The 21,540-nt window shown below is 53.5% G+C and carries 18 protein-coding genes; 12 read left to right on the forward strand and 6 right to left on the reverse strand.

Translation table 11 applies throughout. From position 1 onward, the window contains the following. The first annotated feature begins 33 nt into the window (after positions 1-33). From AC3RCL_RS02610 to AC3RCL_RS02655, 10 genes are all read left to right on the forward strand, one after another. Positions 34-999 carry an ABC transporter permease gene (locus AC3RCL_RS02610; RefSeq protein WP_009595687.1) on the forward strand — a complete coding sequence of 322 codons (966 nt, stop codon included), beginning with the start codon at positions 34-36 and terminating at the stop codon, positions 997-999. Beyond that, positions 993-1,874 carry a carbohydrate ABC transporter permease gene (locus AC3RCL_RS02615; protein ID WP_009595681.1) on the forward strand — a complete coding sequence of 294 codons (882 nt, stop codon included), beginning with the start codon at positions 993-995 and terminating at the stop codon, positions 1,872-1,874. Before AC3RCL_RS02610 ends, AC3RCL_RS02615 begins: the two co-directional genes overlap by 7 nt. A 65-nt stretch (positions 1,875-1,939) precedes the next feature. Continuing rightward, on the forward strand, positions 1,940-4,180 hold the full coding sequence (locus tag AC3RCL_RS02620) for a helix-turn-helix domain-containing protein (RefSeq protein ID WP_096774720.1): 2,241 nt from the start codon (positions 1,940-1,942) through the stop codon (positions 4,178-4,180). 20 nt (positions 4,181-4,200) lie between these two features. After that, positions 4,201-5,226 (forward strand): zinc-dependent alcohol dehydrogenase, encoded by a 1,026-nt coding sequence (locus AC3RCL_RS02625; protein ID WP_492534506.1) that lies wholly within the window; start codon positions 4,201-4,203, stop codon positions 5,224-5,226. Between the two features lie 28 nt (positions 5,227-5,254). Continuing rightward, entirely contained in the window at positions 5,255-6,829 is a 1,575-nt protein-coding gene (locus AC3RCL_RS02630; protein ID WP_404563649.1) for an FAD-dependent oxidoreductase, read from the forward strand. A gap of 356 nt (positions 6,830-7,185) precedes the next feature. Beyond that, positions 7,186-8,409 carry a family 8 glycosyl hydrolase gene (locus AC3RCL_RS02635; RefSeq protein WP_492534507.1) on the forward strand — a complete coding sequence of 408 codons (1,224 nt, stop codon included), beginning with the start codon at positions 7,186-7,188 and terminating at the stop codon, positions 8,407-8,409. A gap of 274 nt (positions 8,410-8,683) precedes the next feature. Then, positions 8,684-11,089: an arabinan endo-1,5-alpha-L-arabinosidase AbnB gene (gene abnB, locus AC3RCL_RS02640; RefSeq protein ID WP_492534508.1), complete on the forward strand. Its 2,406-nt coding sequence runs from the start codon at positions 8,684-8,686 to the stop codon at positions 11,087-11,089. A 313-nt stretch (positions 11,090-11,402) separates the two neighbouring features. Then, entirely contained in the window at positions 11,403-11,807 is a 405-nt protein-coding gene (locus AC3RCL_RS02645; protein ID WP_090910112.1) for a DoxX family protein, read from the forward strand. 21 nt (positions 11,808-11,828) lie between these two features. Then, entirely contained in the window at positions 11,829-12,455 is a 627-nt protein-coding gene (locus AC3RCL_RS02650; protein WP_340963024.1) for a nitroreductase family protein, read from the forward strand. A 62-nt stretch (positions 12,456-12,517) separates the two neighbouring features. After that, positions 12,518-13,726, forward strand: a complete 1,209-nt coding sequence (locus AC3RCL_RS02655; RefSeq protein ID WP_492534509.1) for a hypothetical protein — start codon at positions 12,518-12,520, stop codon at positions 13,724-13,726. 88 nt (positions 13,727-13,814) lie between these two features. Here the strand turns inward: AC3RCL_RS02655 and AC3RCL_RS02660 are convergent, their stop codons facing one another. The 6 genes from AC3RCL_RS02660 to AC3RCL_RS02685 form a co-directional block, all read right to left on the reverse strand. Next, entirely contained in the window at positions 13,815-14,249 is a 435-nt protein-coding gene (locus AC3RCL_RS02660) for a DUF6376 family protein (RefSeq protein WP_012818733.1), read from the reverse strand. 108 nt (positions 14,250-14,357) lie between these two features. Beyond that, on the reverse strand, positions 14,358-14,882 hold the full coding sequence (locus AC3RCL_RS02665; protein ID WP_492534510.1) for a hypothetical protein: 525 nt from the start codon (positions 14,880-14,882) through the stop codon (positions 14,358-14,360). Between the two features lie 264 nt (positions 14,883-15,146). Then, positions 15,147-15,797 carry an amino acid ABC transporter permease gene (locus tag AC3RCL_RS02670; protein ID WP_009595092.1) on the reverse strand — a complete coding sequence of 217 codons (651 nt, stop codon included), beginning with the start codon at positions 15,795-15,797 and terminating at the stop codon, positions 15,147-15,149. Positions 15,798-15,840: 43 nt separating this feature from the next. Beyond that, positions 15,841-16,494 carry an amino acid ABC transporter permease gene (locus tag AC3RCL_RS02675; protein WP_036664979.1) on the reverse strand — a complete coding sequence of 218 codons (654 nt, stop codon included), beginning with the start codon at positions 16,492-16,494 and terminating at the stop codon, positions 15,841-15,843. Positions 16,495-16,626: 132 nt separating this feature from the next. Further along, positions 16,627-17,436, reverse strand: a complete 810-nt coding sequence (locus AC3RCL_RS02680) for an ABC transporter substrate-binding protein (RefSeq protein ID WP_009595086.1) — start codon at positions 17,434-17,436, stop codon at positions 16,627-16,629. Positions 17,437-17,552: 116 nt separating this feature from the next. After that, positions 17,553-18,326 (reverse strand): amino acid ABC transporter ATP-binding protein, encoded by a 774-nt coding sequence (locus AC3RCL_RS02685; protein ID WP_492534511.1) that lies wholly within the window; start codon positions 18,324-18,326, stop codon positions 17,553-17,555. Positions 18,327-18,473: 147 nt separating this feature from the next. Here AC3RCL_RS02685 and AC3RCL_RS02690 point away from each other — a divergent pair, with 147 nt between their 5' ends. Both AC3RCL_RS02690 and AC3RCL_RS02695 read left to right on the forward strand, forming a co-directional pair. Continuing rightward, entirely contained in the window at positions 18,474-19,655 is a 1,182-nt protein-coding gene (locus AC3RCL_RS02690) for an acyltransferase (protein WP_492534512.1), read from the forward strand. Between the two features lie 225 nt (positions 19,656-19,880). Then, positions 19,881-21,521: a glycoside hydrolase family 5 protein gene (locus tag AC3RCL_RS02695; RefSeq protein WP_012818737.1), complete on the forward strand. Its 1,641-nt coding sequence runs from the start codon at positions 19,881-19,883 to the stop codon at positions 21,519-21,521. Positions 21,522-21,540 lie beyond the last annotated feature (19 nt).

Here is a 21,540-nt window from a genome sequence, read left to right on the forward strand (position 1 = left end):
GGGTGCTGCTCATCATCTTAAGGAGGGAACACCATGTCAAGTGCAGGGACAGAGACAAATCTCGCCAAACCCCGCGGCGGGTTTGGGAGAAGAATGGTTTCGGCCTTTCAGCATATGAAGCGGGACAGACAGCTGTTGATTCTGTTTATCCCGTGCCTGTTGTTTTACGTTATTTTCCGATACGGGCCCCTGTACGGCTTGATCATTGCCTTCAAGGACTACAGCGTATTTACCGGCATCATGGAGAGCGAATGGGTAGGGCTCAAGCATTTCGAGAAATTTTTCGGCAGTCCGGATTTCTGGCTGCTGTTCAAGAATACGCTCCTTCTTGGCGTATACAATCTGATTTTCGGCTTTCCTTTTCCCATCATTCTGGCGATTCTCCTTAACGAGGTCAGAGTGAAATGGTTCAAAAAGTCGGTTCAAACGCTCAGCTATCTGCCTTCGTTCCTGTCCGTGGTCATTATAAGCAGCATGATTATCGACTTCCTGTCGCCCAATCAGGGGATCATTAACCAGCTGATCGCGGCGTTAGGTTTCGAGAAGACGTATTTTCTCATTGAGCCGAGCTGGTTTAGAACCATCTATGTTTCATCGGATATCTGGGCAACCGTCGGTTATGAAGCCATCATCTATATGGCTGCGATTGCAGGGATCAGCCCGTCGCTTTACGAAGCGGCTAAGGTGGACGGTGCCAAAAGGCGCCACATGATTTTTAAAATCACGATTCCCGCCATTCTTCCAACGATTATTATCATGTTTGTCTTGAAGACCGGATCGATGCTTCGGATCGGATACGAAAAGGTATTGCTGCTTTATAATCCGATGACTTACGAGGTGGCGGACGTATTCTCGACTTATGTCTACCGGAAAGGCCTTCTGGAGAGCAATTATAGCTATGGCGCGGCCGTAGGCTTGTTCGAAGCCGTTGTCGCCATGATATTGCTGCTGTCCTCCAACTACTTCAGCAAGCGACTGGGAGGTAGCGGACTATGGTAAACAACAAACGATTCAGCCTTCGAAACATCTCGTTATTCGGCATTATCAACACGCTGATTCTGACATGCCTTGCCATTATTACCGTGTACCCCGTCGTCTATATCACCGCCGTTTCCCTCAGCGCGACCTCCGAAGTGGTGCAAGGGAATATCACCTTGTTTCCCAAGGGTTTTAATCTCGACGCTTATGCCCAGGTGCTGAACGACGACCGGGTGCCGCGCGCCTATCTGAACACGATTTTTTATACAGCGCTCGGTACGGCCATTAACCTGCTGCTTACGGCGGTAGCGGCTTATCCGCTCGCTCGCAAAAATTTCTTCGGACGCAAGTTTTTCCTGTTGGCAATCATCATGACCATGTTCCTGAACCCGGGGATCATTCCGAACTACCTGATCGTATCCGAGCTTGGCCTTCTGGACAGCGTATGGGCACTCGTGCTTCCGAATGCGATCTGGACCTTTGAGTTATTAATCCTCAAAAGCTTCTACGAGAACATGTCGGAATCCCTGCGCGAGGCAGCCGTCGTCGACGGCGCTTCCGAGTACCGCATCCTGTTCCAAATTGTGCTTCCGTTGTCCAAACCGGCGCTGGCCTCGATCGGATTGTTTTATTTCATGGGCCATTGGAACAGCTTCTTTATCCCGCTGATTTACCTGAACGACGCGAATATGTACCCGCTTCAGGTCGTGCTTCGGGATATGCTGATTTTCAGCGAGAACGGAAGCAATCCGAGCCTGGTGGATGCGTCGGCGCTTGCTCCGCAGGCCATGAAGAACGCAACGATCGTGTTGTCGATGATTCCGGTGCTGCTGATCTATCCGTTTGCCCAGAAGTATTTTGCCAAAGGGGTCATGCTCGGTTCCGAAAAGGGGTGATGGGAAGGTGCCGGGGGCTATCATGTTGAATATGAAGGGATGACATCCAAGAGAGGTGAATCCGTATGAATCGATTGATCGCCAACAGAGGCTTGCTCCAGATTTTCTTCGCTCTGCAACTGGTCATCGGCATCATGTTCATATTCAATTACATCGTGTACAAGAATTCCATTACCGGAATTTACGACAAGGTGAGCGAGAACAACCGGATGGTGATCAGAAACATTATTCAGTCGTTTGATACCAGTTTCTCCTCCATTAACAATTTGATTTTTAACATTCATGCGCTTCCTTCGGACCGGATGCAGCTGGATAACGGCAAACTTGACATGGAGAAAGTCATCTCTCTGCAGGACAGCGTCACCAGCATCGTATCCAACGTGGATATCGTGGAAGATGTGGTCATTTCGTTCGACAATCACGATTTGGCCATTACGACACGCGGAACCAGCAATCTGGACGCATTGTTTGACAGGCGGTATAAATCCCAGAAGTTCAACTCGATGTTCTGGAAGACGTTTACCCGATCGGAGCACGAGCTTACGGTTTTTCCAGCGGAGGTTTATGCGGATCAGAGCAGCGGGTACGGCCGGAACCTGATGATTGCCGTAGACGGCAACAAGGTCAGAATGTCGAACAAAAACCTGATGATCCTGATTAACGTGAACCGGCTGCTTAAGGGGGTCGATTTGAATTCCATGATTCCCGGGGCCTCGCTCATCGTGCTGGATGCGAACCGGAACGTCATCTTGAGCACCGAGAAGGATCTGGATCTGGTGGGCATTCTGAACGACGTGTACTTTAACCCGTCGCAGGAAGCCTCCCTCACGCACGACGATTTTGAGTACAATTTCTACAAATCGGACTATAACGGTTTTATATATATCAATAAAATGCCGTACAAGTTTCAAAATATCGATTCCGTCACCGATGCCAATACGTGGATTATGTACGGCGCGATTGCGTTAAACGTCATGCTGTCGGTGCTGCTCAGCATTTATCTGTACCGGCCGGTGAAGAACATCGTGCAGCTGCTCGGGGGCAGTTCTCTTCGAGGGAATGATTTCGTGAAAATCCAGAGCGGCATCGTCAAGGTGCAGCGGGAGAACGAATCCCTCAAGAAGCAGATGGATCTGGTGGATGAGGATATCCGCCGAAGCGTGTTCCTGCAAACGCTGGACGGCCATCACCATTCGCGCGAGCAGGAAATGCAGATGCAGAAGCACTACACGCATTTCTTCCAGTGCCGGCATTTCATGATGGCGGCCGTGTATTTGCAGCCTGCCGGCAAGGGGGCGGCCAAGTCGGATTTTGTCCTGGAAGAGCTGACGTCTCAGATCCGGGGCGGCCTGGAGGAGCGCTATGGACATGTGGTGGTTTATCATGTCGAAGAACTGAAATTCCTAGCGTTAATCGGTCTGGATCAGCCGTCCGAGCGCAAGCAGCTGGTCAGGAAATTCGAGGAGTATGTTAGGCGGTGCAACGAGGATTATCATGATACGTTCACGGTGTGGGGCTGCGTTAGCCGAACGTACGAATCCAAAATCAGCAATTGCTCCGAAGCATACCGGAATATTAAGGATGGGCGGTTGTACCGGAATGTGAATGCGGACACGGACATGGTCGATGCGGAGCAGATTCGGTACGTCCCGGATATTTATTATCCGCTTCAGAAGATCGAGAAGCTGAGCAACTGCATGCTAAGCGGCAAGGTGGATGAGGGACTGCAGATCGTGAGCGATATTTTCCAGCAGAATGCGGATCTTCGCATCCATCACCATCAGATGGTGCATATTGCGAAGAGCATGTTCTTCCTCGTCATGAAGCAGGCGGATTCGCCGTCCGTTGACCGCAACGAGCTGTTCCGGCTGGAGAGTGATTTCATCCGCAAGGTCGATCAAGCCTTCACCTATGAAGAGATTCAGAAGGCGCTGATGGAAGTGATGCGCGTGGTGGCCAATACGCGGAACCACGATCCGCGAAGCAAGCTGAATCCCGCATTCATCTCCCAATACATCGAACTGCATTACATGGAGAACCTCTATTTGGATCATATGGCCGAAGTGCTGGATACCAGCTCGAAATACTTCTCCAATTATTTCAAGAAAACATTCGGCGTGAACTACGTGGAGTACTTGAACAAAGTCCGATTATCGCATGCGCGTGAATATCTGCGGAACACGGACCTCAGCATTGCGGAAATCGGAGAGAAAACAGGGTATTCGAACTCTTCCACATTTACGACGACCTTTAAGAAATACAGCGGCGTCTCGCCGAGCGAATATCGGAAAGCATCAGGAAAATAAGGTGGAGCAGGAGGGTCCATATGAAGGCTGTTGCCACGATTCATGGAAACGTGATCGTTGATCATATCGAGAGGCCGGCGGAATTGCCGGCGGGTCATGTGCGGATTCGCACCGAATACTCGGCGGTCAGTCCGGGTACGGAAATGATCTTTATACGAAAGGCTTCGGATCAAAAAGTCATTATGGGTTACAGCGCGGTGGGGATCGTCGAAGACTTGGGTGAAGGCGTGAAGGGGCTTGCCGTGGGTCAACGGGTGGCCTGCTATGGAGCACCTTACGTGCGCCATGCCCAGTGGCTTACCGTGCCTTCGAACCTGACGGCCATCGTACCGGACGGGGTGGATCCGCAGGAAGCCGCTTTTGCGGGGCTGGGAGCGATTGCGATCCATGCCCTGCGGGTTGCGGATCTGCGCTTCGGCGAATCGGCCGTGGTGGTCGGGCTGGGCATCCTGGGGCAGATCATTGCCCAGATCGCGCATGCGGCGGCTTGCCCCGTTGCGGGATTTGACCTAAACCCGGAGCGGGTGCAGGGGATGAGGCAGCATATTGCCTATGCTTATGATAACAAGGAGCAGCTTGAGGAGCAGGTTGCGCGGATGACGGGCGGACATGGAGCCGACAGCGTCATCCTGTGCGCAAGCGGTCCCGGTGAAGAGCTTATCAATGCGTCAATGGGATGGATTCGGGATAAGGGGAAAATCGTCATCGTCGGCGATTTGTCTACAACCTACTCCAGAGGGCTGATGTTTGGCAAGGAAGCGCAGGTGCTCATATCGCGGGCCGGCGGTCCGGGCCGGTACGACGCAAGCTATGAACTCAACAATACGGATTATCCGATCGGCTTTGTGCGCTGGACGGAAGGCCGCAACATTGCGGAATATATTCGTTTGCTGGCCGAAGGGAGAATCTCGATCAAACCGCTGATCTCCCATGTGGTTCCCGTAGATGAGGCGGGCAAGGCTTATGAGCGGTACGGCCCCGGGTCTACGACGCTCGGAACGATATTTAAATACGATCATGAGACGGTTGGTGCCAAGGCCGACTAGAATACAGCGATATCGAGGTGCGGTGCATATGCAGAATCATATAGAGGCGGATATCATCATTCTGGGCGGAGGACTCGGCGGCTGTGCCGCTGCGCTTGCGGCGGCGAAGGCGGGAAAACGCGTGATTATGACCGAAGAGAGCGATTGGCTCGGCGGCCAGATTACAAGTCAGGGCGTACCGCCCGACGAGCATCCCTGGATCGAGCAGTTTGGCTGCACGGCCAGCTACCGTGAATTCCGGAATCGGATCCGCGATTATTATAAGGAGTTATTTCCGCTCCGGGCCGAATCGCGGCAAGAGCGTTATCTGAATCCAGGCAGCGCACTGGTCAGCGGCATTGCCCATGAGCCGAGAGCGGCGCTGGCCGTGCTGCAGGGGATGCTGGCACCTTACGTGCACAGCGGAAGGTTAACGATCCTTACGGAGCATGCGCTGATGGAAGCGGAGTCCGGCGGGGATCAGGTAACATCCGTCCGGCTGCGGGACAGCAGATCCGGCGACATCGTCAAGCTGACCGGCGCATTTTTCCTCGATGCTACCGAGGAAGGGGATTTGCTTCCGCTGGCCGGCATCGAATACGTGACGGGTTCCGAGTCGGCGGAAGAGACCGGTGAACCGCATGCTTTATCCGGTCCGGCGGACCGGGCGGACATGCAGGCTTTCACTTGGTGCTTCGCGATGGATTACCGGGAGGGCGAGGATCATACCATCCCGAAGCCGGTTCGGTACGATTTCTGGAAGAGCTACCGGGCGGATTTCTGGCCCGATGCCATGCTGAGCTGGACGGGGCTAGTACCGCATACGCTGGAGCCGGTCACCTACAGCTTATTTCCGGACGGCCGATCGTTTTCCCTGTGGAAATACCGGCAGATCCTGAATCCGGAGCATTTCGAAGGCGGGTTGTTTGACAGCAGCGTCACGGTCGTGAACTGGCCGCAGAACGATTATTGGCTCGGCTCCATTATCGATGTCGGCCCGGAAGAGCGGGAACGGCATTTGGAGGAATCCAGGCAGCTGAGTTTGTCCCTGCTCTATTGGATGCAGACGGAAGCCCCGCGGCCCGATGGAGGAAAGGGGTATCCCGGACTCCGGCTTCGGCCGGACGTGATGGGAACGAAAGATGGCTTGGCAAAAGCCCCTTATATCCGTGAATCCCGCCGGATACGCGCCGAATTTACCGTGAAGGAGCAGCATATTGCCGCCGAATGCCGTCCGGACGGGCGGGCGGAGACGTTCCGCGATTCCGTTGGCATCGGCTGCTACCGGATCGATCTGCATCCAAGCACGGGATTGCGGACGTATATCGATATTTCGAGCCTGCCCTTCCAAATTCCGATGGGGAGCCTGATTCCGGTACGGGTAGCCAATGTGCTGGCAGCCTGCAAGAATATCGGCACGACGCATATCACGAATGGGTGTTATCGTCTGCATCCTGTGGAATGGAACATCGGCGAGGCAGCCGGTTTTTTAGCCGCTTACTGCATAGAGCATGGACTGAAGCCGCGGGAAGTACGGAATACCCCGGACCACTTGGAAGCTTTTCAGCGGCGACTGACGGAACAGGGGATCGAACGGTCATGGCCGTCCGTTCATGCCGTTTGACGTCTTGTCGGAAATAAGGGGAATGCCTACCGAAATAACGATAGCCGTCTTTCCGGGCAGTGGGATACTGCTTGCGGAAAGACGGCTATTCATGCTGGTAGACGAATCATGACCGGCAAACTATTAATTTACAATAATATACAATTCTATTATACTTGTAGTAGATATGGATCCTACCTCTTTATATATGGAGGCAGTTGCATATCGGACATCAGCTAACTTCGTGGTACTTTACATACGGGCAGTCTCCTCGTTTCCATCGATCATGGGAAGGGTGGTGGTTTATACCGAAACCGGTTTACCAGGCTGTAGCGGTCATGGCTTTCCAATTCGAAAACCAAAGGAGCGAAACGTTGATGAAAGTATTCCGAAATTCGATTATCCGTAAGTCGGCGGCGCTTTTCTGCGCTGTTCTGCTGGTCTTGCCGGCCGGGTTGTCCCTGGCGGCCAACAAGCCCTTTCCCCAGCATACGTCCTATACGAGCGGTTCGATTAAGCCGAACAACGTAACGCAGACCGCGATGGACAATGCGGTCAAGAGCAAATGGAACAGCTGGAAAGGGTCTTTTCTGAAGCCGGCTGCAACCGGGCAATATTACGTCAAATACAATTCCGCGGGCGAGACGGTATCCGAGGCTCACGGTTACGGAATGATTTTCACCGTTCTGATGGCGGGATACGACAGTAATGCGCAGTCGTATTTCGATGGGTTATATCGCTATTACAAGGCGCATCCGAGTGATAACAATCCGTATCTGATGGCGTGGAAACAGAACAGCAGCTTCCAGAATATAGAGGGGGCCAACTCGGCAACGGACGGCGATATGGATATTGCTTACGCACTCCTGCTTGCGGACAAGCAGTGGGGAAGCAGCGGATCGATCAATTACCTGCAGGCCGCGAAGGATATCATCAATGCCATCATGAGCAATGACGTCAATCAGTCGCAATGGACGCTGCGTTTAGGCGATTGGGCTACCAGCGGCAACTACAATACCGCCACGCGGCCATCGGATTTCATGCTGAACCATATGAAGGCGTTCCGTGCGGCTACCGGCGATGCCCGTTGGGATAACGTCATTAACAAAACCTATACGATCATCAACTCCATCTATACCGGTTACAGCTCCAATACCGGTTTGCTTCCGGATTTCGTCGTCATGTCGAGCGGCAATTATCAGCCAGCGGCAGCGGGATTCCTGGAGGGGGCGAACGACGGAAAATATTACTACAACTCGGCCCGGACTCCATGGCGGATTACGACCGACTATCTGATGACCGGCGATACGCGCGCGCTGAATCAATTGAATAAAATGAACACGTTCATTAAGTCGGCTGCAAACAGCAATCCTGCCAATATCAAGGCAGGGTATAATCTGAACGGGACCGCGCTGGTGACTTATAACAGCGGAGCGTTCTATGCACCGTTCGGCGTAAGCGCGATGACTTCGTCCAGTCACCAGAGCTGGCTGAATTCGGTATGGAATTATACGGCGAACGCATCGGCAGAGGGATATTATGAGGAGAGCATCAAGCTGTTCTCGATGATGGTCATGTCGGGAAATTGGTGGACATATTAACGCATAACGCCCTTTAATTTTATATAAATATAAAACAAAAACCTGATCCGTGTTGGATCAGGTTTTTTTGGGTCTTTCCTACCATTAATTAATTTATGGAGAAAAACATGAAGAATTAGCATTGATATTTCATAAGGCTCAGTGTTAATATCTTATCAAATATAAAATGTTTTATATTATTCTAAATTAAACAGCCAGAGGTATCGCCATAATGAACATCTTGTTTTTTTATTTATGAAAGGGTTTACAAAAAATCGAGGCGAGGGAGAATCGTATGAACAAGAACATGCTGCGTAAGACGGCTGCCGCAGGAATTGCCGCAATGTTAATGGCAGGAGGCTTAAGTACGGCAGGCCAAGGACCTGCGGCCGGCGTTCCTGACGTGTACGCGGAGGCGGCTCGGCTGAAGAAGGGGGAGAAGGCACCGGTCTTCCGAGAGGCTTCCGTGCACGATCCGTCCGTGATCAAAACAGGGGATACCTACTATGTGTTCGGTTCCCATCTGGCCGCGGCCAAATCGAAGGACTTGATGAGCTGGGACATGGTCGCGTCCGGGGTCGCGACCGGCAATCCGCTGATTCCGAACGCAACGGTGGAATTGAGAGAAACGCTGGAATGGGCGCAAAGCGACACATTGTGGGCGGCCGACGTGATTCAGCTGGCAGACGGCAAATTCTATATGTACTATAACGCCTGCAAAGGGGATTCCCCGCGATCTGCCATGGGGATCGCCGTTGCCGATCAGATCGAAGGCCCGTATAAGGACACCGGCATCATTCTGAAATCCGGCATGTGGGGCGAGATCAGTGAGGATGGAACCATCTACGATGCAACAAAGCACCCGAATGTCGTCGATCCGGATGTGTTCTTCGATAAGAACGGCAAGCTGTGGATGGTGTACGGCTCCTATTCCGGCGGCATTTTCATTATGGAGATGGATCCCAAGACCGGAAAACCGCTGCCTGGGCAAGGATACGGGAAGAAGCTGCTGGGAGGCAACCACAGCCGGATCGAAGGGCCTTACATGGTTTATCACCCGGCCACGGACTATTACTACCTATACCTGTCGTACGGGGGGTTGGATGCGGTTGGCGGCTACAATATGCGGGTGGTCCGATCCAAAAACCCGGATGGTCCTTTCTACGATGCGGAGGGCAACGATATGAGAGAGGTGAAGGCCGATCCTTCCCTTCCGCTTTTTGACGACCGTTCGATTGAGCCGTATGGCGTGAAGCTGATGGGGAACTACTTGTTCAAGCGCCTGGTCGGCGATCCGGGAACGGGGATCGGCACCGGGGCCGTGTCGCCTGGCCATAACTCCGTCTATTACGATGAGCGGAGCAAACGAACATTCCTTATTTTTCACAGCCGCTTCCCGCAGCGCGGGGAAGAGCATGAGATCCGGGTGCATGAGTTGTATATGAATCAGGACGGCTGGCCGGTATCGGCTCCATACCGTTATGCGGGCGAGGAGGCCAAGGAGGCTAAGAAAATCACGCCGAAAGATGCGACCGGAGACTATAAGCTGATCCAACACGGGAAAGATATTTCGTCCGTCGTCAAAGAATCGGTGCCGATCGAGCTTCATAAGAACGGCAAAGTAACGGGTGCAGCAGAGGGCGCATGGAAGATCAGCGGAAAGCGGGATGTGACGCTTACGCTGGATGGAAAGCGTTATAAAGGCGTAATGACTCCGCAATGGGACCCCGAAGCGAAGCGGCAGACGATGACCTTTACGGCCCTTTCGGCGGACGGTACTGCGGTGTGGGGCGCCCGTCAGCTTGATCGCAGCGACAGGGAACTCGTGGATGCCGTGAAGAGGGACCTTTCCCTCGGGGATGTGAGCGAAATTTTCTACGATCTGGCTTTGCCGTCCGAGGCTTCCGGAGGCGCCGTGATTCGCTGGACCTCCTCTCATCCCGAAGTCATATCGACGGAGGGCAAGCTGAATCGTCCTGCTGCCGGGGCGGGGGACGCGAGGGTTACGCTGACCGCTCAGATTACGAGCGGTAAAGCAAAGGCTGCCAAAGCGTTTGACGTAACCGTGCTGCAGCAGTCGGCAGGGCCGCTGCTGCTGAGCTATCCGTTCAGCGAGAATAAAGAAGGCACGGCGTTCGACGTCTCGGAAAACGGATTTCATGGAAAGGTCCTTGGCGGAGTCCAGTGGAATGAGAAGAGCCGGCAGGGAGGCGGCATGGACTTTAACGGCTCGGACGGCTATATTGAACTGCCGAATCGGGTCACCGATACAGAGGACTTCACCTTTGCGGCCTGGGTATATTGGAAGGGAGGAGCCCCGTGGCAGCGGGTGCTGGATGCCGGCAGCGGGCTTGCCAGGCATATGTTCCTGACGCCATCCCAACACGCCGGCGTCCTTCAGTTTACGATTCACGGCAGCGGCGGAGACCAGAGCCTCCTTGGCAGCGCGCCGCTTCCGGTGAATGCGTGGACGCATGTAGCCGTGACCCTTCAGGGGGATACGGGCAAATTATACGTGAACGGACAGATGGTTGCCTCGGGCGATCACATGAAGCTGAATCCAAGCGGGCTGCTGACAACGGAAGCTTATTTAGGGAAAAGCCGGTTCGCGGCCGATCCTTACTTTAACGGAAGCTTGGATGAGGTGCGGATGTACAGCAAGGCGCTGACCGACAGTGAAATCAAGAAGTTGGCCGAGTAATCGGCCGTCGTCATGAGGCTCCATCGCGGCAGCCGCTCATACATTCAGGGGATCCGCCACTTGGCGGGTCTTTTTTTTGAGCGTGTATTTAAAAATAACGGTTGACAGGAGAGCCCGCATCATATATCTTGATATTAAGTTAAGTGACTATATAAAAGTTAGTCGATTGAAAGGAGTAAGTATAAAGTGCGTAAACGTTAGCGAAGTAAAGCAGGTTAATCATTCTACACCTATATATCTTTATATTAAGATATCAATGAATCGTGTCGATGAATTTCTATAAATAATGAACATGAATATGGAGGCGTACAAAATGGCTATAGATATTGGATTGTTGATACTTCGTTTGGTGGTTGGGTTATCGTTCATGGCGCACGGCGCGCAGAAGCTGTTTGGGTGGTTTGGCGGTTACGGGCCGAAAGGGACCGGCGGCTGGATGGAATCGGTGGGCATTAAGCCCGGCGTCGCGATCGCGGTGTTGTCAGGTCTGATGGAGCTGGTTGGCGGGCTGCTGCTGGCAGCCGGATTTCTCACGGTGCTCGGCGCAGCGCTGATCACGCTGACGATGCTGGGCGCAATCGTGAAGGTGCATGGCCGGAACGGGTATTGGTCCACAGCGAATGGATACGAGTATAATTTGCTGTTGATCGCAGTGGCCGTTGCATTGGCACTCACGGGTGCCGGCGCATATTCGCTCGATGCGGTAATCTTTAACTAATCATGATGGGGGCGTGCAGATATGAGTGATCTGACAACATTAATTAAGAGCCGGAGGTCGGCTAATCTGTTTATGGAAGGGATTGAAATCCCGGATCAGGATTTGAACGATATCTTTAATGAGGTTAAATATGCTCCTTCGGCTTTTAATTTACAGCACACGCACTATGTGGTGGTTAAGGATCCCGATATCAAGCACACAGTTTACGAAGCCGCCAACAAGCAGCATAAGATACTCACCGCGTCGGCCGTCATCGTTGTGCTGGGGAATAAGCAGGCCTACGAGGATATCGGAAGAATGAACGAGGGCTTTCTGAATTTGGGCGTGATCGACAAGCTTGAATATGACATGACGGTTGAATCGGTCACGAACTTTTATGAGGCGGGCGGAGAAACCTTTATGAGGGATGAAGCCATTCGGAATGCCAGCCTATCCGCGATGTTATTGATGATGGTGGCCAAGGACAAGGGATGGGATACCTGCCCGATGATCGGATTTGATCCCGATGCCCTGCAGAAGGAACTGAACATTCCGGACGCTTATGTGCCCTCCATGCTGATCGCGATCGGCAAGGAGGATGCGCGCAAACCGCGTCCCCGCGGCTACCGCAAGCCGGTATTGGAATTTGTGAGCTATAACCGATTTTAAGGGATGCAAGATAGGAACAGAAGCTCTCGAACAGGTTTTTAAACCTGGCGGGAGCTTTTTTTATGTCCATGATAAACATTCCACTCCATAATGACGATGATGAATATAAAGAGGTCGGTGTCGGTGTTTTGCCGGTTTTTCGTTATATAACGGGGGTGAACGAAATGAAAAGGGGGAAGCTGCCATATCGGCGGAATGGACAGCTCATGGTTCTGGTCGTCATCATGATGATGCTGACAGCTTGCGCGAAGGAGGCGCCGATAGCCGTTCAGACAACGCCATCGACTGTCACTGCACCGGGGGCAGGGGAAGCCGCGAAACCAGCGGAAATGCCGTCGGCGGCTAAGGAGAGTTTGCGTATGGCATTCCCGCAGGAAGATCCGGACCATCGCCAGGTCAAGCAAGAGGCTGAGCAGCCGAAGGGAGAGTCTAATCGCGATCCCGTCAAAGCGGTTCTCGACATGTACGAATCGCTTCAGGCTAACGATACCGCTTCGTATTTCCGTCATGCCGACATTCCGAGCGTCCGAATGTCCCCCGCCAAACTGAAGGTGCTGTTCGAAGAGGCGGGCAAACGTGAAGTGAGAGCGGAACGCTTCAAGCTGTTTGATAAAGAAGGGCTGGATGAGGTAAGCAGCCGGTTGTTATCCCTTACGTACGGGAGCCAGGCCGAAATCGTACTGGAGGAGCTCAGCCAGGGCGATCAGAATCTGTGGTTTGTGACGGCGTTCGCGGATGGGCTTAAAGTGGTGGAGCAATCCACGGTTTATCCGGGGGCTTACGAGCTTGGAAGGGAAGCGACGATGGAAGAGCTTATCGCGGTAGAAATCCAGCATACCGCTGAAGACAGGGCATTCTTTGCCGCGAAAGCGAAGCAGCCCGTATGGAACCCGGTGCAGACCGTTTCCTTGCTGTATCAGGCAGCGCAGGCGGAGGATGCAGAAACCTTTCACGCGATGTCGGGCGGGGTCGAGGGATATTTCTCAGGTCAGTATGACCGGGACATGGTGGAATTTACGGAATGGATGAAATCTTTTGAAAGCGTTCAGCATATGTCAATCGAATCGGTTTCGCGCGAGAATATCGCAGACGGTTATAGCGAAGAATACGATGAACGCTTTGGCGACGGTTGGCAGTTCATTGTGGCCTGGGAACCTCAGGATGAAGCAGGTTACCAAGGGACATCCTGGATTATGGCCCCAAGCGAAGACGGGACGCGATATGTCGTAAAGCAGACGCTTACCGCCAATCTGGAATCCTTTTTTGAGTAAGGAACGAAACACATACATAACAAAGCAAGCATAGCAGCCCTGCTCCTGAAGAGCAGGGCTGCTATGCTGTCGGCAAGGGATTGCATGATTATGGCTGGAGATTCTGGAGCATATCCATCGTTTCGTTAATTTTATTGACGGTTTGAACGATGTTGGAATTCTGGAAGTCGGTCACTCCGTTCTGGATTTGATCCATGTAACCGTTGATGTCGGTCAGCAGCGTGTCGTTTAATCCGACCAGCTGTTCATGGATCGTCTGCGCAAAGGCAGGGGCCTCGATACCGTTAAACTCCGAGATCCGGGTTTTCATCGCTTCGAGTTGCTCGGTCAGCGTTTCCTTGGCATCCGTATTAGTGGCTGCCTGCTGGGCGAGCTCCGGGATAGACTCGGCAAATTGGGAAGCTTCATTGATAAAGGTCGTTGCTTCCTTCGTATAATCCAAGGAATTGTTCACGCTGTCCACCAAGGAACATCCGGAGAGAACTCCCAGTACAAGTGAAATCAGCAATAATCGTTTGATCATTTCTCCTCCTCCTGTCGTTTTAAACGCAGTTCTTTACGTTGTATACGGATGACATGGAGAATGGTTGTATTTTTTTCGCATGAGCGGGCAGGTGCTTTCAGGCAGCCCTTAAGCAGAACGCCGGTTGCCGGCAGGATTAATATTTGCCTGCAGGAAACGAATGAGTTCAATCAAACCTGCCAGGAAGCCGCCCGGCCTTGGGCCTTCGGCTGATGGAGCGGGCTTCTCGGGCTGGATGCCTTCTCCCAGGGAAGTTACGTCAACGGATGAGGAAGGACCCGTATTCCCGCATAGATGGGGTTTGAGCTTTTGCCCGCTTTTGTCGGCGAACACGATATATTCCTTGCCTGTTTCAAAGGATTCCCAGCCATTGGAATATAGGGTAACGGTAGGGGCATCCGATTCTCCCTTCCACCACTCGGAAACCTGGAATACATATTTGCTTTTGGATATATCGGCTTTAGGGTGGGATGAGGCCAACGTGCCCCTGAATACCGCATCCGAGGTTTTTAACTCCTCGGTAACCTTGCGAGGCTCCGCGCATGACAAGGCGGATGCCGTGGAGTGATCTGTGCCAAGCCATAGTCCAAGCGTAAGGGAAAGAGCCATCATGGCGAGAAAGCCTTTTTTCATATCGGCGTCTCCTTTCGGGATGATTATGTATTTAGACGAGGAGAGTATCGCCATTGTTGCAGGTGCTTGCCAAAGAATGGATGGGAGGGGTAGAGCCTGGTTTAGAATGCGCAGGGGGCTGGATGCTGCAGAAACGGCAAATACCCCGCAAGCCATAATTGGCTGCGGAGCAGATTGGACGTACACGCGTATGGAGGGCAGGCGCCCTTTTTGTAACATGATGGTGGCAGTCCATGCAGAAAGTTGCCAAACGCTTAGCAGGGGCTATATCTGCCTTGCTTCCAGCCGCTTGGCGATGATGGATAGCAGATAATTCAGCGTAAAGTACAGCAAGGATGCAAAGACAAGGGCCGGGATGACATAGGAATAGCTGGAACCGCTTAGGATTTGCACGTTGCGCATCAGCTCAGGCAGCGAAATGATCACGGCGAGCGACGTGTCTTTAATGAGCGAGATGAACTGGCTCACCATGGGCGGGGACATCCGGCGCAGCGCCAGCGGAAGAATGACGTGCCGCAGTGTCTGCATATAAGAGAGGCCTGAGGCCCGAGCCGCTTCGATTTGGCCTTTATCCACCGATACGAGGCCGCTGCGTACGATCTCGGCGATCATGGCCCCTTCAAAAATGCTCAGTCCGACAACAGCCGCCCAGAAGGTCGGGATTCGAATCCCGGTCTGGGGCAGCACCATGCCGATGAAGAATATGATCAGCAGCAGCGGCAGATTGCGGATAATATCCACCAAAAAAGCCGTGGTCCTCGACAGGAAGGGGGTCTTCGTATACCTCACGGTCCCGAGCACGGTTCCGATGATGAAGCTGAATATAATGGATAAGCCGGCAACCTGCACCGTGATCCAAAAGCCTTGAAGGAGATATCGCAGGTTTGGCCAGGAGTATGCACCGATAAAATCCATCTCATGCCACCTCCTGTATATTGGGCAAACTTCGAACGTAACATCAATTGCTTCTCGCGAATCGGCGCTCCATATAGTGGACCGCGAGACTGAGCGGAACGGTCAGGAGCAGGTAGAACAGGGCCACAAACGTATAGACGGGTATGCCTTTGAAAGTGCTCAGGTTAATGAGATCGGCATAATACATCAGGTCGAGTCCGGCGATAACGCCCAGGACCGAGGAGTTTTTGACCAGGTTGATCAATTGGTTGCCGATGGCCGGCAGTACGATTTTGACCGCCTGCGGAAGAATGATGTAGCGCATATTCTGGATATAACTCAGCCCGGAGGAGCGAGCCGCTTCCGACTGCCCTGACGGTACCGCCTGAATGCCTGCCCGAATGGCTTCGGCGATGAAGGCAGCCGTATACACCATCAGCCCGAGCGTGCCCGAGGTGAACGGGTCGACCGGTATGCCGAGGGCGGGCAGGCCCAGGAAAAAGAAAAAGACAACCACGAGGAGCGGGATATTGCGGATAAACTCGACATAAATGGTGCCGATCGCCTTCAAGACGCGGAATGGAGCAATCCGCATAATGGCGATGAAGGTGCCCAGCACCAAGCTGCCGATCAGTCCCAGCAGGCTGGCGAGAATGGTCTGGCCTAGGCCGGCCATGAATTGATCCCAATGCTCGACCAGAATGTTGAAATCCCACAAGGTCACAAGGCTTCACCTCCAATGGGGATGATGATCGTTCGGCCGGTCGAATGAAGGCCGGGCCATTCTGGGAGGAAACCGGGATGGCTCCCGACGCCTCCTTCGGCCCGGCCAGGCCAAGTCTTGCGGCGGTTATTCCGGCTTTACGCCCATCCATTGCTCATACAGTTTGTCGTATTCGCCGCTGTCTTTCAGCTCCTTCAACAGCTCGTTGACGGTCTTCACGAATTCCGGGTTTCCTTTCTTGATCGCCATGCCGTACGGCTCATCGGTAAAGTTGCCGCCGACCAGCTCGAAGCTCGGGTCCTGCTGCTGCATGCCGAGCAGGATGGAATTGTCGGTGGTCAGGGCATCCCCCTGTCCGGCTTTGAGCGCGGTGAAGGCGTCCTGATAATTCTCGAATTCGAGAATGACCGCGTCGGGCGCTTTCTCGCGGATATTTTGCGCGGACGTGGAGCCTTTTACCGTGAGCACCTTCGTATCCTTGTTCAGGCTTTCCAGACCCGTGATCGGGCTGCCCTTCTTCACCAGCAGGGATTGGCCGGCCTCAAAATAGACATCGCTGAAATCCACCTGTTCCTTACGTTCCTCCGTAATGGTCATCGTGGCAATAATGATGTCGATGTCCCCGTTCTTCAGCATGTCGATCCGGGTCTTGGAGGTGACCTCTTTCAGCTCGACCTTGGTCTCGTCGCCGAGAATTTTTTTGGCCAGCGCTTTGGCGATGTCGATATCAAAGCCCTCCACATTGCCAGTGGCCGGGTCCTGCAGTCCGAACAGCTTCGTATCATATTTCACGCCGGCCACCAGCTTGCCCCGTTTTTTGATCGCCTCCAGGGTGTCCGTGCTGCCGGACCCCCCGCATCCGGATGCGATCAGCATGATGACTAGCGCTAGCAGGGCCGCGCTCCACCTGAAGGTCCCCGTAAATCTTCTCTTCATATCTTTCGCTTCCCCCTTAAAAAAGTTATTTTCTCTTCATGCGTTTGGCCCCGAAGGAGCAGCATTGGTGAAGTTCCATCTTCGTCCGTACATGCCATATCCGATTTCTTCACCGGCTAGTGATGCAGCAGGCGGCTCAGAAACGCCCGCGCTCTTTCTTCCTTCGGCTGATTGAAGAACTCGACAGCCGGGGCGTCCTCGATGATCCGGCCTTCGTCCATAAAGACGATTCGATCCGCGGCTTCGCGCGCGAAGCCCATCTCATGCGTAACGACGGCCATGGTCATGCCTTGGTGGGCGAGCGAGCGCATGACATCGAGCACCTCGCCGATCATCTCCGGGTCAAGCGCGGACGTTGGTTCGTCAAACAGCATGATCTTCGGATTCATGGTCAATCCGCGGGCAATCGCGACCCGCTGCTGCTGGCCGCCCGAGAGCTGGGAAGGGTAACTGTTCGCTTTGTCGGCGATCCCGACCCGCTGCAGGTACGTCATCGCTTTTTCCGTCGCCTCCGCTTTCGACATTCCCAGCACCTTCATGGGCGCGAGAATGATGTTGTCGATCACCTTTTTGTGCGGATACAGGTTAAAGTGCTGGAAGACCATCCCGATATTCCGCCTGAATGTATTGATGTCGATCTTTCTGTCATGCAGCTTGACGCCATTCACGACGAGCTCGCCATCCGTAATGCTTTCAAGCCGATTGATGCAGCGCAGGAGCGTGCTCTTGCCGGAGCCGGAAGGTCCAACGATGACAACGACTTCCCCCTGGGAAATGGTCAGGTCGATTTCTTTCAGAACATGGAAGGTTCCGAAAAATTTGTTGACGCGGCTAAATTCAATCAGTAGAAATCCCCTCCTATTCACTTCGAATTGGACGCCTGCATGCATGTAAGCTATTGTCCTGTTTGGGTGCCAGGCCCTTTTTACACTGGTATGGCAAAGGGAGCTTGTTCCATGCCACTTTTAGGAAAATTTAGTATCCAAGCGGTGGGGAGTGAGATATAATAGGGGGCGTAATCTTATGAAGGAGGCAACATGGAGAAACGTGCAAAATTAACCGAAATCGACCTGGTTCGGGGCTTTGCGATGATGGGTGTGCTGATGGTGCATGCGACGTCGTTCGCCACAGTTCAGATGCGCGGGGACGATTTTTTTGGCTTGTATAACTTCCTGAACATATTTTCGAAGGTTGGAACGACCACCTTCATATTTCTGAGCAGCTTCGTGCTGTTCTATAACTATTATCACCGCCCGTTCAAGGGCCGTGACCTTGGGCGCTTCTTCAAAAACCGGCTGATGTATATCCTGGTGCCGTATGTGCTGTTCTCGGTTTTGTTCTTTACGGTGGCCTGGTATCATCGCGGGGGCGAGTCCGATCTGGCGGCGATGCTGGAGAGCTTCTGGCCCAAGCTGGCGACGGGAAAATCCTACACGCACTTGTATTTCATTTTCATTAACATTCAGTTCTATGTGCTGTTCCCGCTCGTATTGATGCTGCTCAAGCGATTCCGCGGCTTCGCGGCGGTCTGCGTGCTGGTCGGCATTGTACTGCAGTGGTTGTTCTACATCGGCAATGATGCCTGGTGGGACGTAACGAACCGGAACAGCTGGTCGCTGTCGTTTCTGTCGTATTATTTTCTCGGGGCATGGATAGGGATCTACTATGACCGGGTTAAGAACTGGCTGACTTCAGCGCAGCAGGCTGCAAGACCGGCGCTGCGCAAGCTGGGCTGGATCTTGCTCTGGGCGGTATGGCTGGGCGCCGCGCTGGTGCATATCGGCCTTCGATACAATCAGCGGCTGCTGGGGACGGAATATCACCCGCTGCTTTACGATGCCTTTTGGAATGTGCATACGTTAACCACCGCCCTGGTTATGCTCCAGGTCGCGCTGCTGTTCGGGAATAAGAGCGCTTGGTGGTTGAACGGGTTTAGACGGCTCGGAGTGTATTCCTTCGGCGTTTATCTGGTGCATCCGCTGGTGCTGCTCTTTTACCGGGACTTTCCTCCGCGGACGGAGAACTCCTGGCTGCTGCTTGCGTGGTATGCCGGCGGGCTTGCCAGCGCGGTGGCGGTTTCGTATATAGCGGTCTACGGCATTAGCCGCCTGGGAGGCTGGACCTGGATCTTCTTCGGTAAGCTGCCGGGCAGCTTGCGGAAGGGAAAAGCATCCATTCCTTCGGTTCCGGTCAAGCCAGTGACGGAGGTGTCATCCTAATTTTGGAATATTGGAAAGGCGTTATCTTCGATAGGAGGAGAGCGCCTTTTTCTATTGGCCGGCGGCCGATATTTCAGGATGATTCCCTGATTTTCGGAATGAGGCTTATTGCCCTGCATGACATGTTATATTTTGTTTGATGTTTGGCCTATGGGTGGAATATCGTCGTTGATAGGTACAGGTCAATTACATTCGTTACAGACATGGAAGCGAGGGAATGCCAATATGAATGATAGCGGAAATCCTTTGGTAAGCGGTTTCGTTAAGGCGGATGGCAAACGCGTGGTGAACGGGGACGGGCAGGAAATTCTGCTGCAGGGGGTCGGGCTTGGCAGCTGGCTGCTGCCGGAAGGCTACATGTGGAAGATGCCGGACCAGGGAGACCGCCCGCGGCGCATCGAAGGCATGATCAGGGAGCTGATCGGCGAGGAGAAGGCGGCCGCATTCTGGAAGACCTATTATGATCGGTATATCTCGGAAGCCGATATCCGACAGATCGCCGCGGAAGGCTTCAATTCCATCCGGGTGCCGATCAATGCCAGGTTTATCATGGAGGAAGGGCAGCATCCGCCGTTTGCCTATCATGAAGGCCATCTGAGGCTCATCGATCGGGTGATCGATTGGTGCAGGACGTATTCGCTGTATGTTATTCTGGATTTGCATGGCGCGCCCGGCGGGCAGACCGGCGCCAATATCGACGATTCCGAGCGGGATTTGCCGGAGCTGTTCACGGATCGGCTGAACGCGGAGCGGACCGTGGCGCTGTGGCGTATGCTGGCGGAACGATATAAAGACGAGTGGATCGTTGCCGGTTACGACCTGCTTAACGAACCGCTGCCCGACTGGTTCAGCGAGTACAATGACCGGGTGATGCCGCTGTATAAGGAAATCACCGCGGCCATACGCGAAGTGGACAAGCGTCATATGATCATTCTGGAAGGCGTGCACTGGTCTACGGACTGGAGTATTTTTGACGATAAATTCGATGATAACCTGATGCTGCAGTTCCATAAATATTGGAACAATCCCGACACGGAGAGCATTCAGAAGTATATCGATCTGCGCGAGGAGTGGAATGTGCCGATCTTCATGGGCGAAGGCGGGGAGAACAACCCGCAGTGGTATACGGGGGCCTTCCGGATGTTCGAGGACCATAACATATCCTGGAACTTCTGGACCTGGAAGAAGATGAACACCCGGAATTCGCCGTTCTCGATCCGCATGCCGGAAGGCTGGGATAAGCTGACGGGTTACCTGGAAGGCGGTGAGAAGCCGTCTCCAGCCGAAGCGGAAGCGATTCTTGGCGAATACCTGGACCGTCTTCCGCTGGAAGCCTGCGATGCCTACCCGAACGTAGCCCGGTCGCTGCTGCGTCGGCTGCCCATTCAGATTCCGGCGGAGTTTTACGGGTATCGGGGCGAGGGCGTTTCGTATCATGTCGAGAAGAAGGCCAGCCAGAATATCGGCTTCCGCATTTCTGACGGCGTTCCGATGCGGATGATGACGGGCAAGGCGGAGAAGCCGAGCTACGCTTCGGAAGGCGGCAAGCCGTGGGCAGAGGATAACCTGGTATGCGTGCAGCTCCGGGAGGGCGATTGGCTTGCTTATGATGCGCTTTGCGCTGGCGCAGGCATCTTTCATCTGGATGTTCGGGCCCTGATTCCGGAGGGTGCGGTGGATATTATGCTGCAGGTCGGGGATCGGGAGCCTGAAGCCATTTCCTTGTCGGGCACGGGCGAAGGGCAGTGGCACGTTCATAGGCTGGCCGGGGGGATGCCGATTGAGGAAGGCCCCGTGGATCTGGTGTTCATGGTGAATAAGGGCCGCATCGAGCTGGATTGGCTGGAATTTACCGAAGCGCGTTAAATGGATAAGGTGAAGGAGA

This window comes from Paenibacillus sp. MT86, from assembly GCF_058792535.1.

Bases quoted from the DNA above. Each gene is read 5' to 3' on its own strand.
- abnB (WP_492534508.1), top strand. From the start codon at position 8,684: ATGAACAAGAACATGCTGCGTAAGACGGCTGCCGCAGGAATTGCCGCA.
- AC3RCL_RS02615 (WP_009595681.1), top strand. From the start codon at position 993: ATGGTAAACAACAAACGATTCAGCCTTCGAAACATCTCGTTATTCGGC.
- AC3RCL_RS02645 (WP_090910112.1), top strand. From the start codon at position 11,403: ATGGCTATAGATATTGGATTGTTGATACTTCGTTTGGTGGTTGGGTTA.
- AC3RCL_RS02655 (WP_492534509.1), top strand. From the start codon at position 12,518: ATGTCCATGATAAACATTCCACTCCATAATGACGATGATGAATATAAA.
- AC3RCL_RS02665 (WP_492534510.1), bottom strand. From the start codon at position 14,882: ATGAAAAAAGGCTTTCTCGCCATGATGGCTCTTTCCCTTACGCTTGGA.
- AC3RCL_RS02670 (WP_009595092.1), bottom strand. From the start codon at position 15,797: ATGGATTTTATCGGTGCATACTCCTGGCCAAACCTGCGATATCTCCTT.
- AC3RCL_RS02635 (WP_492534507.1), top strand. From the start codon at position 7,186: ATGAAAGTATTCCGAAATTCGATTATCCGTAAGTCGGCGGCGCTTTTC.
- AC3RCL_RS02610 (WP_009595687.1), top strand. From the start codon at position 34: ATGTCAAGTGCAGGGACAGAGACAAATCTCGCCAAACCCCGCGGCGGG.
- AC3RCL_RS02680 (WP_009595086.1), bottom strand. From the start codon at position 17,436: ATGAAGAGAAGATTTACGGGGACCTTCAGGTGGAGCGCGGCCCTGCTA.
- AC3RCL_RS02690 (WP_492534512.1), top strand. From the start codon at position 18,474: ATGGAGAAACGTGCAAAATTAACCGAAATCGACCTGGTTCGGGGCTTT.
- AC3RCL_RS02685 (WP_492534511.1), bottom strand. From the start codon at position 18,326: ATGCATGCAGGCGTCCAATTCGAAGTGAATAGGAGGGGATTTCTACTG.
- AC3RCL_RS02630 (WP_404563649.1), top strand. From the start codon at position 5,255: ATGCAGAATCATATAGAGGCGGATATCATCATTCTGGGCGGAGGACTC.
- AC3RCL_RS02625 (WP_492534506.1), top strand. From the start codon at position 4,201: ATGAAGGCTGTTGCCACGATTCATGGAAACGTGATCGTTGATCATATC.
- AC3RCL_RS02650 (WP_340963024.1), top strand. From the start codon at position 11,829: ATGAGTGATCTGACAACATTAATTAAGAGCCGGAGGTCGGCTAATCTG.
- AC3RCL_RS02695 (WP_012818737.1), top strand. From the start codon at position 19,881: ATGAATGATAGCGGAAATCCTTTGGTAAGCGGTTTCGTTAAGGCGGAT.
- AC3RCL_RS02620 (WP_096774720.1), top strand. From the start codon at position 1,940: ATGAATCGATTGATCGCCAACAGAGGCTTGCTCCAGATTTTCTTCGCT.
- AC3RCL_RS02660 (WP_012818733.1), bottom strand. From the start codon at position 14,249: ATGATCAAACGATTATTGCTGATTTCACTTGTACTGGGAGTTCTCTCC.